The 15971-nt window shown below is 65.5% G+C and carries 11 protein-coding genes and 2 pseudogenes; all 13 read right to left on the reverse strand.

The genetic code is table 11. The features are described 5' to 3' along the window. Positions 1–99: 99 nt before the first annotated feature. Positions 100–2250 carry an NAD-dependent DNA ligase LigA gene (ligA, locus tag Q7T45_RS24155; protein ID WP_304874234.1) on the reverse strand — a complete coding sequence of 717 codons (2151 nt, stop codon included), beginning with the start codon at positions 2248–2250 and terminating at the stop codon, positions 100–102. Between the two features lie 194 nt (positions 2251–2444). Beyond that, positions 2445–4118 carry a DNA repair protein RecN gene (gene recN / locus Q7T45_RS24160; protein WP_304874237.1) on the reverse strand — a complete coding sequence of 558 codons (1674 nt, stop codon included), beginning with the start codon at positions 4116–4118 and terminating at the stop codon, positions 2445–2447. A 13-nt stretch (positions 4119–4131) separates the two neighbouring features. Next, complete coding sequence (locus Q7T45_RS24165; protein ID WP_304874239.1) at positions 4132–5019, reverse strand: outer membrane protein assembly factor BamD; 888 nt, start codon at positions 5017–5019, stop codon at positions 4132–4134. A 400-nt stretch (positions 5020–5419) separates the two neighbouring features. Then, complete coding sequence (gene lpxC, locus Q7T45_RS24170; RefSeq protein WP_304874242.1) at positions 5420–6379, reverse strand: UDP-3-O-acyl-N-acetylglucosamine deacetylase; 960 nt, start codon at positions 6377–6379, stop codon at positions 5420–5422. Positions 6380–6729: 350 nt separating this feature from the next. Continuing rightward, on the reverse strand, positions 6730–8529 hold the full coding sequence (ftsZ, locus tag Q7T45_RS24175) for a cell division protein FtsZ (RefSeq protein WP_304874245.1): 1800 nt from the start codon (positions 8527–8529) through the stop codon (positions 6730–6732). A 90-nt stretch (positions 8530–8619) separates the two neighbouring features. Next, positions 8620–9942, reverse strand: coding sequence for a cell division protein FtsA (gene ftsA / locus Q7T45_RS24180; protein ID WP_304874246.1), 1323 nt, complete (start codon positions 9940–9942; stop codon positions 8620–8622). Continuing rightward, a complete protein-coding gene (locus tag Q7T45_RS24185) occupies positions 9939–10949 on the reverse strand; it encodes a cell division protein FtsQ/DivIB (protein ID WP_304874247.1) in 1011 nt (336 codons plus the stop codon). The genes ftsA and Q7T45_RS24185 overlap by 4 nt, the downstream gene beginning before the upstream one ends. Continuing rightward, positions 10916–11024 (reverse strand): annotated as a pseudogene (locus tag Q7T45_RS29075) (D-alanine--D-alanine ligase); the annotation flags it as partial. The pseudogene Q7T45_RS29075 and the gene Q7T45_RS24185, both read right to left, overlap by 34 nt. Positions 11025–11052: 28 nt before the next feature. Next, positions 11053–11193 (reverse strand): annotated as a pseudogene (locus tag Q7T45_RS29080) (D-alanine--D-alanine ligase); the annotation flags it as partial. Positions 11194–11259: 66 nt separating this feature from the next. Beyond that, positions 11260–12252: a D-alanine--D-alanine ligase gene (locus tag Q7T45_RS24195; protein ID WP_304874248.1), complete on the reverse strand. Its 993-nt coding sequence runs from the start codon at positions 12250–12252 to the stop codon at positions 11260–11262. Next, on the reverse strand, positions 12252–13175 hold the full coding sequence (gene murB, locus Q7T45_RS24200; protein WP_304874249.1) for a UDP-N-acetylmuramate dehydrogenase: 924 nt from the start codon (positions 13173–13175) through the stop codon (positions 12252–12254). The genes Q7T45_RS24195 and murB overlap by 1 nt, the downstream gene beginning before the upstream one ends. Before the next feature lie 5 nt (positions 13176–13180). Further along, the gene (murC, locus tag Q7T45_RS24205) at positions 13181–14584 is read right to left on the reverse strand and encodes a UDP-N-acetylmuramate--L-alanine ligase (protein ID WP_304874251.1); all 1404 of its coding nucleotides are present in this window, start codon (positions 14582–14584) and stop codon (positions 13181–13183) included. Between the two features lie 157 nt (positions 14585–14741). Beyond that, positions 14742–15845, reverse strand: a complete 1104-nt coding sequence (murG, locus tag Q7T45_RS24210; protein WP_304874252.1) for an undecaprenyldiphospho-muramoylpentapeptide beta-N-acetylglucosaminyltransferase — start codon at positions 15843–15845, stop codon at positions 14742–14744. Positions 15846–15971: the final 126 nt, after the last annotated feature.

The raw sequence follows: 15971 nt of genomic DNA on the forward strand, positions 1-15971 counted from the left end.
CGAACAAAAAGTGCGAAAACAACCCCATGCACAGAATAGCTGGACAGGCGGCACGCGTCCCGGCACAAGATATAGTATGTGCGCGAACGCCCCTGCGCTTCACTGCCCGATCATCGCCAGCCACTCGTCTTCGGTCAGCACCGCGACGCCGTGTTTTTTCGCCTCGGCGAGTTTCGACCCCGCCCCGGGGCCGGCGACCACGTAGTCGGTCTTCTTCGACACCGAGCCCGCCGCCTTGGCGCCCAGCCGCTCGGCCGTGGCCTTGGCTTCGTCGCGCGTCATTTTTTCGAGCGCGCCGGTGAACACCACGGTCTTGCCGGCGACCGCCGAATTACTCTTCGGCTTTTCGGCGTCGACGATCGTGACCTCCCTGGTCAGCCGTTCGACGATGCCGCGGTTATGGCTCTCGCTGAAATAGGCCTTGATGCTGGCGATCACGGTTTCTCCGATCTGGTCGAGCGCATCCATCTCGGCCATCGCCTCCTCGTCGTCTTTGGCTACCTTGAGACAGGCGTCGTGAAACGCCTTCCACGATCCATAGCCCCGCGCCAGCGCCAGCGCCGTGGTCTCGCCGACATGGCGCATGCCGAGCGCAAAAATGAATCGCTCCAGCGAAATTTTTCGTCGCTCCTCGATCGCGGCGAACAGATTGCGCACCGAGGTTTCGCCGTAACCCTCGATCTGCTCCAGCTTGAGTTTGGTATTTCGCGCGGGCAGCGTGAAGATGTCGCCGGGCTCCTTCACCCATCCCTGCTCGTAGAAGTAAGCGATCTGCTTCTCGCCTAATCCCTCGATGTCGAAGGCGCGGCGCGAGGCAAACAGTTTCAAATGTTCGATCGTCTGATAGGGGCAGGCGAACTCACCGGAGCAGCGGGCGCGGGCGCTCTCTTCGCCGGCCGCGGTCTCCTCGCGCACCACGTCGGTGTGCAGCGGGCACGGGCATTTCTTCGGGAAATGAAATTCCTTCGCGGTCTTCGGCCGCTTGTCGATCACCACGTCGACCACCTGCGGAATCACGTCGCCGGCGCGCTGGATGATGACGGTGTCGCCGATCCTGATATCGCGACCCTCGCGCAACTGCTCACCGTCGCCGCCGATGCCCTTGATGTAATCCTCGTTGTGCAGCGAGACGTTCTGCACGATAACGCCGCCGACGCCGACCGGCTCCAGCTTGCCGACCGGCGTGAACGAGCCGGTGCGGCCGACCTGGATCTCGATATCCCGCAGCACGGTCATGGCGCGCTCGGCCGGAAACTTGTGCGCGATCGCCCAGCGCGGGGTGCGTGACACGAAGCCGAGCCGTTCCTGCCAGTCGAGCCGGTCGATCTTGTAGACGACGCCGTCGATGTCGTAGTCGAGCCCGGCGCGCTGCTGCTCGATCTTGCGGTGGAAGGCGATCAGCTGCTCGACCGAGTGGCATACCTTCGTCAGCGGATTGGTCCTGAAGCCGCAGCGTTCGAACCAGCCGACCATGGCGGACTGGGTGTCTTCCGGCATCGCACTGATCTGGCCCCAGGCGTAGGCGAAAAAGCCGAGGGGCCTCGAGGCGGTGATGGAGGAATCCTTCTGCCGCAGCGAGCCCGCCGCCGAATTGCGCGGATTGGCGAAGATGGGCTCGCCGGCCGCCTTCTGCCGCTCGTTGAGCGCGAGGAACGCCTGCTTGGTCATGTAGACCTCGCCGCGCACCTCGCAGATCTCGGGCACGTTGCGCCCCTTCAGCTTTTGCGGAACGTCCTTCAGCGTACGAATATTGGCGGTGACGTCCTCGCCCTCGGCGCCGTCGCCGCGCGTGGCGGCGGTGACGAGTTCGCCGTTCTCGTAGCGCAGCGACATCGACAGCCCGTCGATCTTCGGCTCGGCGGAAAAATCGATGCGCTCGTCGTCGCCGAGCTTGAGGAAGCGCCGGATACGGCCGACGAAGTCGAGCACGTCCGCTTCGGCAAAGGCGTTGTCGAGCGACAGCATCGGCACCGCGTGGCGAACCTTTTTGAACTTGCCTGACGGCGCCGCGCCGATTTTCTGCGACGGCGAGTCGCCCGTGACGAATTCGGGAAATTTCTCCTCGATGGCGTTGAAGCGCTTGCGCAGCGCGTCGTAGTCGGCGTCCGAAATCTTCGGCGCATCGTCCTGGTAGTAGGCCTTGTCGTGGCGCTCGATATCGAGCGTCAGCCGCATGTGCTCGACCTTGGCTTGCGCCTTGGTGAGTTTGGCGACGTCGGGAGGAGATTTCGGTTTTGCTGTCTTGGCCATGACACTTGAATACGATGAAGTTGCTTTGGAGAAAAGATGGCGGCTGGCTGGCGTTCCCCGGACGCTGCGCAGCACGAAGTGATGCGCTGCTGATCCGGGGTCCATTAGCTTCGGCTCGGTGGTTCCTGCAATGCGGGTCCCGGCTCTGCGGAGCAGCGCGAGCGCGCTGCTCCGCGTCCGGGACACGAGAGACTTCACGCCGTGGCAGCGCGGAGCAGCCGGTCTGCCGCGGCTCGCGCCTCGGCCGTGATCTCCGCGCCGGCCAGCATGCGCGCGATTTCCTCGCGGCGGTGGTCGGGGGCCAGTGCGTTGACGCGGGTGGCGACGCGCTTGCCCTTGTCGAGGGCGTCCTTGGAAATCAGCAGATGCTGGCTGGCGCGGGCGGCGACCTGCGGCGCATGGGTCACCGCCATCACCTGCACCTTGCCGGCGAGCCGCGCCAGGCGGGCGCCGATCGCGTCGGCCACGGCGCCGCCGACGCCGGTGTCGATTTCGTCGAACACCAGCGTCGGCGCCGAGCCCTTGTCCGACAGCACGACCTTCAGCGCCAGCAGGAAGCGCGACAGCTCGCCGCCGGAGGCGACTTTCATCATCGGGCCTGGTTTCGTGCCGGGATTGGTCTGGACCCAGAATTCGACGCGATCGAAACCCTGCGGGCCCGGCGATTTCGGATCGGAATCGATCTGCGCCATGAATTTGGCGCGTTCCAGCTTCAGCGGAGCCAGTTCGGCATTCACGGCCTTGTTGAGTTTTTCGGACGATTTGATGCGCGCGGCAGACAGCTTTGTGGCGGCGGCGCTGTAGCGCTTATCCGCTTCAGCCGCGGCCGCTTCGAGTTTTTTCAGCTGATCGGCGCCGGCATCGATCAACGCGACGTCGGCGGCGTATTTCGCCGCGAGTGCGGCGAGGCCATCGACCGGCGTGGAATATTTGCGCGAGGCGGCGCGCAGCGCAAACAGCCGCTCCTCGATGCGTTCGAGCTCGGAGGGATCGAAGTCGGCCGCGATCAGCGCCGCCGTCAGATGCTGATCGGCTTCTTCCAGCGCATTGATGGCGGCATCGATCGCCTTCACCGCGGGTTCGACCAGCGCAGGCGAATTGCCGGCGCGGCGCTCCAGCCGGCGCACCGCCGCCGACAGGCTCGACACCGGCGAATGATTGCCGCTGACCGCATCCTGCGCCTCGCGCAAATCGGCCGCGATCTTCTCGCCCTGCATCATGCCGGTGCGGCGCTCCGCCAGCGCGGTCTCCTCGCCGTCTTTCGGCTTCAGCTTCTTCAATTCGTCGGAGGCATGGCGCAGATAATCCGCCTCGCGGGCGGCGCGCTCCATGCCGGCGCGATGTTCGTCGAGCGCGGTCAAGGCGGATCGCCTTGCATCCCACAGCGCCTCCAGCGCCACGACGTCCTTCTCAAGGCCGGCGAAGGCGTCGAGCAGCCGGCGGTGGGTCGAGGCATCGACCAGCGCGCGCTCGTCATGCTGGCCGTGAATTTCGACGAGGGCCGAGCCGACCGCCTTCAGGGTCTGCACGCTGATCGCCTGGTCGTTGATGAAGGCGCGGGTACGGCCGTCGGCCAACTGCACCCGGCGCAGGATCATCTCGCCGGTATCGTCGAGGCCGTTGTCGGCGAGGATCACCGAGGCCGGATGTCCCCTGGGGATGTCGAACACCGCGGTGACCTGGCCCTGCTCCACGCCGTGGCGGACGAGGCCGGCGTCGCCGCGGCCGCCGAGCGCCAGCGCAAAGGCATCGAGCAGGATGGATTTGCCCGCGCCGGTTTCGCCGGTCAGCACCGCGAGACCACGGAAGAACTCGATATCGAGCCGCTCGATCAGGACGATGTCACGGATCGACAGACGCGCCAGCATGCGAGATAAATTCCTAGCCGAGACCCAATTTCTTGAAGGCCCTGGAAATATAGGAGCCCTTGTTTTCGCTGGGCTCGACTCCACCGGACTTTACCAGATTGTAGGCGTCCTTGTACCACTTGCTGTCGGGAAAATTGTGCCCGAGCACGGCAGCTGCGGTTTGCGCCTCGCCGACGATGCCGATCGCCATATAGGCCTCGGTCAGCCGCGCCAGCGCTTCCTCGACATGCCTAGTGGTCTGATACTGCGTCACCACGGTCTTGAAGCGGTTGATGGCGCCGGTGAAGTTGCGCTTTTCCAGGTTATAGCGGCCGACTTCCATTTCCTTGCCGGCGAGCTGGTCGCGCGCGCCTTCCAGCTTGGCCTTGGCGCTGTTGGCGTATTCCGACGTCGGGTATTTGCGGATCACTTCCTCGAGCGCGGCGATCGCCTTCTCGGTGCGGCCCTGATCGCGGGAAACGTCCGGAATCTGGTCGTAATGCGAGGCGGCGATCAGATATTGCGCGTAGGCGGCGTCGGAGCTGCCGGGATGCAGAGTGACGTAACGGGTCGCCGCGCCGATGCAGCTGTCGTAGTCGCCGGAATTGTAGAACGAATAGGCCGACATCAGCAGCGATTTGCGCGCCCAGTCGGAATAAGGATGCTGGCGGTCGACTTCCTCGAACTTCTTCGACGCCGCCTTCGGATCCTTGCGCTGGTTCATGAGGTACAAGCCCTCATTGTAGAGCTTGTCGGCGGGCTCTTCGTTGAAGGTATCGTCCTTCGCCGTGAACTTGTCCCACAGCGAGCTGCTGCCGCACCCGCTCAGGGGAATCGCCAGCGCCAGCAGACCCGCGGCCAGCCGCAACTGCCGCCCAAAGCGAGCAAGGTCCGAACGAGCCGTCATACGCTGTGCCGACATAGAAATAAGACCTGACGCCTGTGATGCGGAGCCCGCCACGCCATGAGCGTGGTCATGGACGCAATGATCGCCGTGCCCGTAGCGCCTTGTCGCGCAAACGCGGGCCTATTTAGCTGAAAAAAGTCCGTTAACCAACCGAATACGCAGGCATTTCGCCCGGATTAAGGCGGCCCGCCCGGATTGCGGCCGATCATGGTTACTGCGGGAAATCGGTGCATTAGGCCTGCTTCAACAGGTTCATACCTCATCCTGAGGAGCCGCGCGCTCTTCGCGTGGCGTCTCGAAGGATGGCAGCGGCGTAGTGCCAGATGGTTCGAGACGCACGTCGGCAGCGCAATGGCGCTGCCGGCCTGCTCCTCACCATGAGGGACTTGAGGTGCCGCTCTGGAACCCGGAAAAATCAGGAAACGTCGGGGCCGTAGGCCGGGGCGACCATGCCGCCCACCATGCCGCTGCCGGCTTCGGCACCGCGCGAAGAACGGCGGGCCGTTTCGGCCTCGATCACCCGCCAGGCGCTGCGATCGGCCATCAGGGCGGTCAGCACCGCGTGGTTGAGCTTGTGGCCGCCGCGCACCGAGCGGTAGGCGCCGAGCAGCGGCAGGCCGGCCAGCGCGAGGTCGCCGATCACGTCCAGCACCTTGTGGCGGGCGCATTCGTCGCTGTAGCGCAGCCCTTCGGTATTGAGCAGGCGGGTGTCGTCGAACACCACCGAATTCTCGAAGGAGGCGCCGAGCGCAAAACCAGCGCTCCAGAGTCGCGCCACATCGCTCATGCATCCGAAGGTGCGGGCGCGGGCAATCTCGCGGCGGAACCGTTCCGGGTTGAGATCGAGCGTGTAGCTCTGGCGGCCGATCACCGCATTGGCGAAATCGATTTCGACCTCGGCGCGGAAACCGGCGGCATGCGGGCGCAATTCGCCGAACGAATCGCCGATTCGGACCTGCACCGGCTTCAGCACCTGGATGAAGCGGCGCGTCGCCTGCTGCGTAACAATACCGGCCTGATCGATCGCGGCGACGAAAGCCGCGGCGCTGCCGTCCATGATCGGAACTTCGGAGCCATCGACTTCGATGACGGCGTTATCGACGCCCATGCCGCGCAGCGCGGCGAGCACATGCTCGGCGGTCGAGACCAGCGGGCCGTCGCGGTCGCCCAAAACGGTTGCAAATTCGGTGGCGATCACGGATTCGGCGGACGCCTGAACTTCGCGGTCGCAGCCATCGAGGCCGGTGCGGACAAAAATAAAACCCGCATCGACGGGTGCAGGTCCAAGGGTGAGATTAACGGGTAAACCGGAATGAACGCCGACGCCCGTCACAGTGGCTTGCGACCGAAGCGTTGTTTGCCGGCTGAATTTCATTCTTAACTGCCCACTACCCGACTTACTAAAAGACCGGAATGACGCGACTACGCCAGTCGATTCGCTTTCAGTATCCCCAAGTCACGGCAGACCATAGTCACTGCCTCAAACAGCGCCAACTCACGCTTTTTTACCGATTGTTACCCTATCTCTGCCGTATTCACGCCAAAGGTTAACCAAAATGCGGCACGGTTAAGGGCAGGTTCGGCCCGTGCATCCAATCACAAATACATAATTAATCATTTAATATCAGCCGCTTGGCTGGACCCTTGGCTGCCTTGCGCGGGCAAAGGAAAAGGTCCCGGCGGATACCGCCGGGACCTTTTTGGCCGTCAGAATTGTAACAAACTTCAGTTGGACTGGCGGCGCAGGAAGGCCGGGATATCCAAATGATCGTCGCCCTGTGGCGCTGCAGCAACAGGTGCCGGACGACCGTGAATGTCCAGTCCCTGCGGCGCGGGCCGCCTGGCATACTCCGAGACGGGATCATGCGACGCGATCTGCTGGGCCACCGTGCGCTGGGGCTTGCGTTCCGGCAATGACGGCATCGGGGGCATTGCCGGACCGGAGGCGCGGGCCGCGATCGGCGGCTCGGTCTCTTCGTCGCGGCGGCCAAGGCCGACATTGGCGAGGCGCTGCAGCAGCGACATCCGCTGCTTCTGCGGATGCTCCTCCTCGGTTTCGCCGCGGGCCTGGCGGATTTCGGCCTGGGCCGGCATCGGCAGGTCTTCGAACTTCGGCATCCTGGGCGCGCGGACCGGCGGACGCTCGGCGGCTTGCGGGATGAAGGTCTCGGGTGTCGCCGGCTCCGGGGTCTCGACGCGCGCGACGTCATGATCCGGGAACAGCGACGGCTTCTGTGCGATCGGGCGAACCGTGACGTCGCCATACGACGCCTGCTGCAGCGGCGCAGCCGGTTGCGGGGCTTCCGGGGCGACCGCCGCGGCGATCGCGGCCAGTGCGGCGCGTTCGACACTGCTGGAAGCACGCTGGGGTGCAGCGGGCGCCGCCTGCGGAGCGGGAGCGGCTTCCAGCTTCTGGGTGCGTTCCGCGATGCGGGCATTGTCGGCGCGCAGGCGGGCGGTCAGATCGGCCAGACGGCTGTCGGGCGCGGAAACCGGAGCCGGGGCAGCGACCGCGTTGGTCACGGCCGGCGCCGGGGTACCGGCATTGCGCGAGATCAGCGCCTGCTCGATGCCGGTGGCAACGACGGAGACGCGGATCACGCCATCGAGGGTCTCGTCGAAGGTGGCGCCGACGATGATGTTGGCGTCCTGGTCGACTTCCTCGCGAATGCGGGTGGCAGCTTCGTCGACCTCGAACAGGGTCAGATCCTTGCCGCCGGTGATCGAGATCAGCAGGCCACGGGCGCCCTTCATCGAGGAATCGTCGATCAGCGGATTGGCGATCGCGGCCTCGGCCGCGGTCAGCGCGCGCTTCTCGCCGGTGGCCTCGCCGGTGCCCATCATCGCCTTGCCCATCTCGCGCATCACGGCGCGAACGTCGGCGAAGTCGAGGTTGATCAGGCCTTCCTTGACCATCAAATCGGTGATGCAGGCGACGCCCGAATAGAGCACCTGGTCGGCCATCGCGAAGGCGTCGGCGAAGGTGGTCTTCTCGTTGGCGACCCGGAACAGGTTCTGGTTCGGGATGATCAGGAGCGTATCGACCACCTTGTGCAGCTCGGCAATGCCGGCCTCGGCGGTGCGCATGCGGCGCTGGCCCTCGAAGTGGAACGGCTTGGTCACCACACCGACGGTGAGGATGCCCATGTCGCGCGCGGTCTTGGCAATGACGGGGGCTGCCCCGGTGCCGGTGCCGCCGCCCATGCCGGCGGTGACGAACACCATATTGGCGCCGGAGAGATGGTCGCGGATTTCATCGATGACTTCCTGGGCAGCTGCCGCGCCGACGTCCGGCTGGGAGCCTGCGCCGAGGCCCTGCGTGACCTGGGTGCCCATCTGCACGATGCGCTGGGCCTTCGACATGGTGAGCGCCTGCGCGTCGGTGTTGGCGACGACGAAATCGACCCCCTGGAGCCCGGCGGTGATCATGTTGTTGACGGCATTGCCGCCAGCTCCACCGACGCCGAAGACGGTGATCCGGGGCTTCAGTTCGCTGATGTCTGGGGGAGTGAGATTGAGTGCCATGATTGCCTCTCGATTACGACGCGCGCGTTGGTTCGCCCCGGCCGGCGGCCGTGGGAGTTGGTGAATTCCTAAAGGTACGGAAATGGTTCATCAGAAGCCCTCGCGAAGCCATCGTCCGACCTTTCCGAAATAACCGTCAGTCCCTGTCCTGAGCTGCCGCGTATGCCGCGGTTCGACATGTTCAAGATGAGCGTATTGCGGATAGACCAGCAGCCCCGTCGGCACCGCGAACGATGCGCTCTTGGCCTCGTTGGGCAACCGGCCGAAGCCGAGCGGACGGCCGATGCGCACCGGCCGGCCGAGGATCTGGGTTGCCAGTTCGGGAATGCCGGTCAGCTGCGAAGCGCCGCCGCTCAGGACCACTCGCGCCCTCGGCTCTGCCGCAAAGGGGGAATCCGCGAGCCGGTCCCTGACCATTTCAAAAATCTCCTCGGCGCGGTGCCGAACGATGTTCGCGATCGTGGCGCGGGACACGATCTGCGGAGCATCCCGCTCGTTGTCGCCGGCAGCAGGCACGGACATCAACTCGCGCGCGTCGGACCCGCCGGTCAGCACGGTGCCATATAACGTCTTGATTCGCTCGGCATCCGCAATGCAGGCCGAAAGGCCGCGCGCAAGATCCATGGTGATGTGTTGCCCGCCGACCGCAAAGCCGCTGGCATGCACGAAACGCCCGCCGGAGTAGGTCGCGATGGTGGTGGTGCCCGCCCCCATTTCGACCACGGCGGCGCCGATATCGGCTTCGTCGTCGGTCAAAACCGAGAGACCTGCGACATAAGGACTCGCCGCCATGGCTTCGACGTTGAGATGGCAGCGCTCGACCACCAGCATCAGGTTCTTGGCGGCGGTGGCCTCCGAGGTGACCACGTTCATGTCGACGCCGAACTGGCGCGCCACCATGCCCCGGGGATCGCGGATGCCCTTGACGCCGTCCAGCGCGTAGCCGACCGGCAGCGCATGCAGCACGGTGCGGCCCTCGCCGGTGGCGTGGCGCATGCCGGTGGAGGTGATGCGGGTGACGTCGGCCGAGGTGACCGCGCCGCCCTTGATGTCGGCCGCGGCTTCGATCAATTGACCCTGCAGCCGGCCGCCCGAGACCGAGAGCAGCACGGACTCGACCCGGACCTTGGCCATGCGTTCGGCCAACGCCACCGCCTGGCGCACCGCCTGCTCGCATTCGGCGAGATCGACCACCGCGCCGGCCTTCACGCCGCGCGACTGGATCTGGCTGTAGCCGATCAATTCGACGGCATGGCTGCGGCCGCGCAGGGCCTCGTTCGGCGGGCACGGCTTCAGCCGCGCGATCATGCAGGCGATCTTGCTGGTGCCGATATCGAGCGACGCCACCAGCGCGGTGCGCTTCTGCGGCATCGGGCGCGTCTTCGGCGTCTGGTTGCGATCGAGACCGGTCATGCGTCACCGGCCTTCTTCTTCGGCTTCTTTTCCTTGAACAGTTCTTCGCGGGCCTTGGCGGCGTCTTCCGACAATTGCACCGTCAGCCGGTCCGGCAGCCGCATGTCGACCGCGACGATGTCGCGCGAGAACAGCCGGTCTTCCCGGTCGAGTTTCGACAGCGCCGCCAGCGCGTTGCCGACGTCGTGTTCGGGCAGGCGGATATCGAGACCATCCTTGAGGCGCAGGTTCCAGCGCCGTTCGCCGACGAAGATCGCGGCCTTGGTCTGGCTCTTCACCTGCGGATAGCGGTCGAGCAGCGCGAGGAAATCCCTGGCATGGGTGTCGGCGCCCTTGCCGACCACCAGCGGCAGCGAAATGAAGCGGCGCGACAGATAGGGCTCCAGCACCGCGCCGTCATCGGCAATCACCGCCAGCCGGCCGTCGTTCTGCCACAGCGCGAAGGCCGAGCGTTCGACGATATCGATCTGGAGCTGGCCGGGATAAAGCTTCAGCACGGTGGCTTCGCCGATCCAGGGATTGGCTTTCAGCTTGTCGCGCACGGTGGCGGCGTCGAGGAACAGCAGCGACGAGCGGCCGTTGACGCCGCCGATCGCGAGCACCTCGTCCTGGGTCAGCTGCTTGCGGCCATTGATGGCGACCGCGGTGATGCGGAAACCGGCGGAATTGGCGATCGCATTGCGGGTATCGCTCAGCGCCGCGGTGAAATCGGCGAGATGCCCGCCCTTGACGATGCCGAAGCCGGTGCTGCCGAGCAGCAGCAGCACGGTGGCGGCGACGCCGGCGCGGTTGGGAAGATAACGCTCGAGAAAGGCGATCAGGCGGTTCGGCTGCTCGCGCTGCAGGCGCGGTTTTTTGGCAGGCTTGGTGGCAGGCTTATTACGAGCCTTGCGCGGCAAGCCCAGCCGCTCGCGCAACAGCACGACCGCGCCAATGGCGGCAGCTTTCAGGTCAGCCTGGGGCCCCAGCGATCTCAGCGATCGAGCGAGGCGTCCTGCACCATCCATTGCACGAGCTCGTCAAATGTTGCCCGCAAGAAAAACGCTTGCGAGTTCTGGCACATAGGACGTCCTGGTAATGCCGGTTGGTCGCAGCGGAAGATCCGCAACAGCTCACGCCCCGGCAGCCAAGCGCCACATGCGCCGCCAGCGTTAACCTTCGGACTTCCTGGTAAACAAAGGGTAAACCGGGTGCAGGCAGGGGGTGATTTGCGCCGCCTTCTGAGGACTTTGCCTGACAATCGTAACATTTTTATCAATGGAACCAGCCCGCCCCTCGGTTAGGCCCGTTCCCGCGCGATACTCCCCCGAAAGCCGGCTACCTCCGCGCGCGTTGGGCCGCCAGCGCGATCTGGTCGTGCAGGAAGTCGGCGAATGCGATGCCCTGGGCCTTGAGCGCCTTCGGATAGAGCGAGGCCTGGGTCAGGCCCGGCAGCGTGTTGGTTTCGAGGAAAACCGGTCCCTTCTCCGCCACGATGAAGTCCGAACGCGAATAGCCGCTGCACGACAGCGCCTTGTGCGCCTTCAATGCCTGCTCCATCAGCTCGGCCATGATGTCAGGGGCAAAACGGCCAGGGCAGATTTCCTGGGTGGCCGCCGCGAGATATTTGGCCCGGTAATCGAACCCGAAGCCGCCTTCCGCCGGGATGATCTCGATCGGCGGCAGCGCCGTGAGCGAGCCGTCCGGCTGCTCCAGCACGCCGCAGGTCGCTTCGGCGCCCGAGATGAACGGCTCGATCAGGTATTCTTCGGTCTTCGCCGCGTTGCGAACCGCCGCGAGGTCCTGCTGCGCGTTGACGAAAATCAGCCCGTAGCTCGAGCCGTCGCGCGCCGGCTTTGCGATCAGCTTGCCGTATCTGGCAAACGCCGCATCGATATCTTCCAGTGCGACGCCTGTGGGCGCCTCGACCCCCGCGATGGCCGCGAAGCGCTTGGCCGCCACCTTGTCGAACGCCAGATGCGACGACGCCGAGCCGGAGCCGGTGAAGGGAATGCCGCGCATCTCGCACATCGCCTGCAACTCGCCATTCTCCGCCCTGCCGCCATGCAGGCCGAGCACCAGCAAACGATCCTCGGCCTTCGCGGCATCGAGTGCCTGCGCCAAGGCGACGCCGCGGTTTGCAGGCTTGAAATCATCCTCGAACGGCCGCGTATGGCCAAGCAGCGCCTCGGAGCGGACCGCACGCACGGTGTCGTCGACATCCCAGAACCACAAATCGGCTTCGGGCAGCGCCCGGCACAGCGCCTGCGCCGAGGCGACCGACACCAGCCGCTCCTTGTTGGTGCCGCCGAAAAGAATGGTAATCCGCATCAGCTTTGCTCGATTCCGATCCGCTTGATTTCCCAGTGTAGCTCAATTCCGGAATTTTGCTTCACCCGCGCGCGCACGGTATCGCCGAGGGTTTCGATATCATGGCCGGTCGCAGCCCCGGTGTTGATCAGGAAATTGCAGTGCATCTCCGACACCTGGGCGCCGCCGACGCGCAGGCCCCGACAGCCGGCGGCGTCGATCAGCTTCCAGGCGCTGTGGCCGGGCGGATTCTGGAAGGTCGATCCGCCGGTTTTTTCGCGGATCGGCTGCGCGGTCTCGCGATGGGTCTGCACCTCGTTCATCCGCGCGCGAATGGCTTCCGGTGCGGTGATGGTGCCGCGAAAGCGCGCCGAGGTGAAGATGATGGAAGGATCGACGCCGCTGCTGCGGTAGACGAATTTCATGTCGGCATTGCTGAACGTATTCTTCCTGCCGTCGCGGCCGATGCCTGATGCCTCGATCAGCACGTCTTTGGTCTCCGCCCCGTTGGCGCCGGCGTTCATGCGCAATGCGCCGCCGATAGTGCCGGGAATGCCGAAATAGAATTCCAGCCCGCCGATATTGGCGGCCGCCGCGGTTTCGGCCACGCGCTTGTCGAGCGCCGCAGCCCCGGCGCTGACGGTATCGCCCTCGGCGCTGGTCTCGCCAAAACCTCGCGGACCGAGCCGGATCACCACGCCCGGGATGCCGCCATCGCGCACGATCAGATTGGAGCCGACGCCGACGACCGTGACGGCAAGCTCGTGCGGCAAATGCGACAGGAAATAAGCCAGATCGTCCTCATCCGCCGGCGTGAACAGCATCTGCGCCGGCCCGCCAACCCGAAACCAGGTCAGCTCCGCCAGCGACTGGTTCGCCAAGAGGCGCCCGCGCAAGTCAGGCATCGCGGCTTTCAGATCGGGCGTGATGTCGGGAAACGTCACCACGCTCACCCCAGCGCCTTCAATTCGCCGGGCAGCGCGTAGGCCCATTGCGTGATGTTGCCGGCGCCGAGGCAGATGACATAGTCGCCGCGCTTCGCGACTCCGGCGACGACGCGCGCGAGATCGCTGGAAGCCGGCAGCGGGATCACCTCGCGATGGCCATGGGCGCGCAGGCCGAGGACGAAATGATCGCGGTCGATGCCCTCGATCGGCGCCTCGCCGGCCGGATAGACCTCGGCGACGACGACGGTATCGGCGTCGTTGAAGCAGGTGCAAAATTCCTCGAACAGCGACTGCAGGCGCGTAAAACGATGCGGCTGCACCACGGCGATGATCCGGCCATCTGTGGATTCCCGCGCCGCCTTCAGCACCGCCGCGATCTCGACCGGGTGATGGCCGTAATCGTCGATGATGGTGACGCCGTTCCATTCGCCGGTCCTGGTGAAGCGCCGCTTGACGCCGCCGAAGCCGGCCAGCGCCTTGCGGATGACGTCGTCGGACAGGCCGAGCTCATGCGCCACTGCGATCGCCGAGGTGGCGTTCAGCGCGTTGTGCCGCCCCGGCATCGGCAGCATGATGTCGGCGATCTCGTGCGAGGTGCCGGCCTTGCGGTCGCGGAACGCGACCTTGAATTTCGAGCCGCCGCCCATCGGGACCAGATCGACCAGCCGCGCGTCGGCCTGCGGATTTTCGCCATAGGTGATGATGCGGCGGTCCTCGATCTTGCCGACGATGGTCTGCACCACCGGGTGATCGATGCACATCACGGCAAACCCATAGAACGGCACGTTCTCGACAAAATGGCGGAACGCGTCCTGCACCGCCTCGAAGGTCCCGAAGTGGTCGAGGTGCTCCGGATCGACATTGGTGACGATGGCGACGTCGGCCGGCAGCTTCAAAAACGTGCCGTCGCTCTCGTCGGCCTCCACCACCATCCACTCGCCGGCGCCGAGCCGGGCGTTGGTGCCGTAGGCATTGATGATGCCGCCATTGATCACGGTCGGATCGAGATCGCCGGCATCGAGCAGCGCGGCGACCATCGAGGTGGTCGTGGTCTTGCCATGGGTGCCGGCGATGGCGACGCAGCTCTTCAGCCGCATCAATTCCGCCAGCATTTCGGCGCGGCGCACCACCGGGATGCGCTGCGCGCGGGCCGCCATCAGTTCGGGATTGTCGCGCTTGATCGCGGTCGAGACCACCAGCACATCGGCGCCGGCGACGTTCTCGGCCTTGTGGCCGACCGAGATCTTGATGCCCTTGTCGCGCAGCCGGGTGACGTTGGCGCCCTCGGAAGCGTCGGAGCCCTGCACGGTATAGCCGAGATTGCACAACACCTCGGCGATGCCGCTCATGCCGATGCCGCCGATCCCGACGAAGTGGATGGGGCCGATCTCGCGCGGCAGTCTCATGAGGGTATCCCTGTCATTGTGCGTACTGGATGCCTTGCTTCGGAAGGCACTGACAAGCGCTTTTTCGTCATTCCGGGGCAGTCATGCAGTGAGTGAACCCGGAATCTCGAGATTCCGGGTTCGCTCGCGATGCGAGCGCCCCGGAATGACGCAGACGTCAGATTCCCGCCACTTTCACCACCAGATCGGCCAGCCGATCGGCGGCGTCCAGCCGGCCCATGGTGCGGGCGCTGGCGGCCATCGCGGTCAGCCGTTCCGGCTCGGCGGCCAGCACCGAGATCTCCGCGGCCAGCCGGTCGGGCGTGAAATCCGTCTGCGGAATCCGGATCGCGCCGTTCACCTGCGCCAGCACCCCGGCATTGGCGAACTGATCCTGATCGATCGAGCCGGGCAGCGGCACCAGGATCGACGGCCGGCCGATGGCGGCGAGTTCGGCCACGGTGCCGGCGCCGGAGCGCGAGACCACCAGATGGTTCGACGCCAGCCGCGCCGGCAGATCGGTGAAGAACGGCGCCAGTTCGGCTGATATCCTGAGCCGGTCATAGACCGCGCGCACCCGCGCCATGTCTTCGTCGCGCACCTGCTGGGTGAGGATCAACCGGCTCCACAGCGCCGGCTCCAGCCGCTCGATCGCACCGGGCACGATATCGGCCATCACCCGCGCGCCCTGGCTGCCGCCTACCACCAGCAGGCGGAGCGGGCCGGCCGCGTCAGGCGCAGCAAATTTCACCGCGGCCGCGGCGAGGATCGCCGGGCGCATCGGCGTGCCGACGGTGGTGGTCTTGCCGGCGAGTGCCGGATCGCGATCGAGCACGCCGGGCAGCGAGGTCGCGATGGCGCTGACACGGCTCGACAGGAACCGGTTGGCGCGGCCGAGCACCGCATTGGCCTCGTGAATGATGGCGGGCACGCCGAACAGCCGGGCGGCCAGCAGCGGCGGCAATGTCGGATAGCCGCCAAAGCCGACCACGGCCGCGGGCTTCAATCGGCGCATCAGATTGAGCGACACCGCGGTGCCGGCGGCGAGCAGCATGCCGGTGCGGGCCAGCGACCATGGCGAGCGGCCGCGCACGGTTTCGCTCGGCACCACGTCGATGGTGTCCCTGGTGAACAGGCCGCTGTAGCGCAGCGCGCGGGAATCGGTCGCAAGCCGCACGCGAAAACCGCGCCGGATCAGTTCGACGCCAAGCGCCTCGGCGGGAAACAGATGGCCGCCGGTGCCGCCGGCGGCCAGCAGAATAAGGGGCGATGAATTGTCCATGAGATAGCCCGGTATCCGGAATCAAAAATCGAGGTTGCTGCCCATCCTTCGAGACGCCGCGCGAAGCGCGCGCGGCTCCTCAGGATGAGGTGTAACTTGCTGAAACACAACAACCTCATGCTGAGG

This window comes from Bradyrhizobium sp., from assembly GCF_030646015.1.
Lineage (GTDB): Bacteria > Pseudomonadota > Alphaproteobacteria > Rhizobiales > Xanthobacteraceae > Bradyrhizobium.

Bases quoted from the DNA above. Each gene is read 5' to 3' on its own strand.
- murC (WP_304874251.1), bottom strand. From the start codon at position 14,584: ATGAGACTGCCGCGCGAGATCGGCCCCATCCACTTCGTCGGGATCGGC.
- Q7T45_RS24185 (WP_304874247.1), bottom strand. From the start codon at position 10,949: ATGGATGGTGCAGGACGCCTCGCTCGATCGCTGAGATCGCTGGGGCCC.
- Q7T45_RS24195 (WP_304874248.1), bottom strand. From the start codon at position 12,252: ATGCGGATTACCATTCTTTTCGGCGGCACCAACAAGGAGCGGCTGGTG.
- ftsZ (WP_304874245.1), bottom strand. From the start codon at position 8,529: ATGGCACTCAATCTCACTCCCCCAGACATCAGCGAACTGAAGCCCCGG.
- ftsA (WP_304874246.1), bottom strand. From the start codon at position 9,942: ATGACCGGTCTCGATCGCAACCAGACGCCGAAGACGCGCCCGATGCCG.
- ligA (WP_304874234.1), bottom strand. From the start codon at position 2,250: ATGGCCAAGACAGCAAAACCGAAATCTCCTCCCGACGTCGCCAAACTC.
- Q7T45_RS24165 (WP_304874239.1), bottom strand. From the start codon at position 5,019: ATGTCGGCACAGCGTATGACGGCTCGTTCGGACCTTGCTCGCTTTGGG.
- recN (WP_304874237.1), bottom strand. From the start codon at position 4,118: ATGCTGGCGCGTCTGTCGATCCGTGACATCGTCCTGATCGAGCGGCTC.
- lpxC (WP_304874242.1), bottom strand. From the start codon at position 6,379: ATGAAATTCAGCCGGCAAACAACGCTTCGGTCGCAAGCCACTGTGACG.
- murG (WP_304874252.1), bottom strand. From the start codon at position 15,845: ATGGACAATTCATCGCCCCTTATTCTGCTGGCCGCCGGCGGCACCGGC.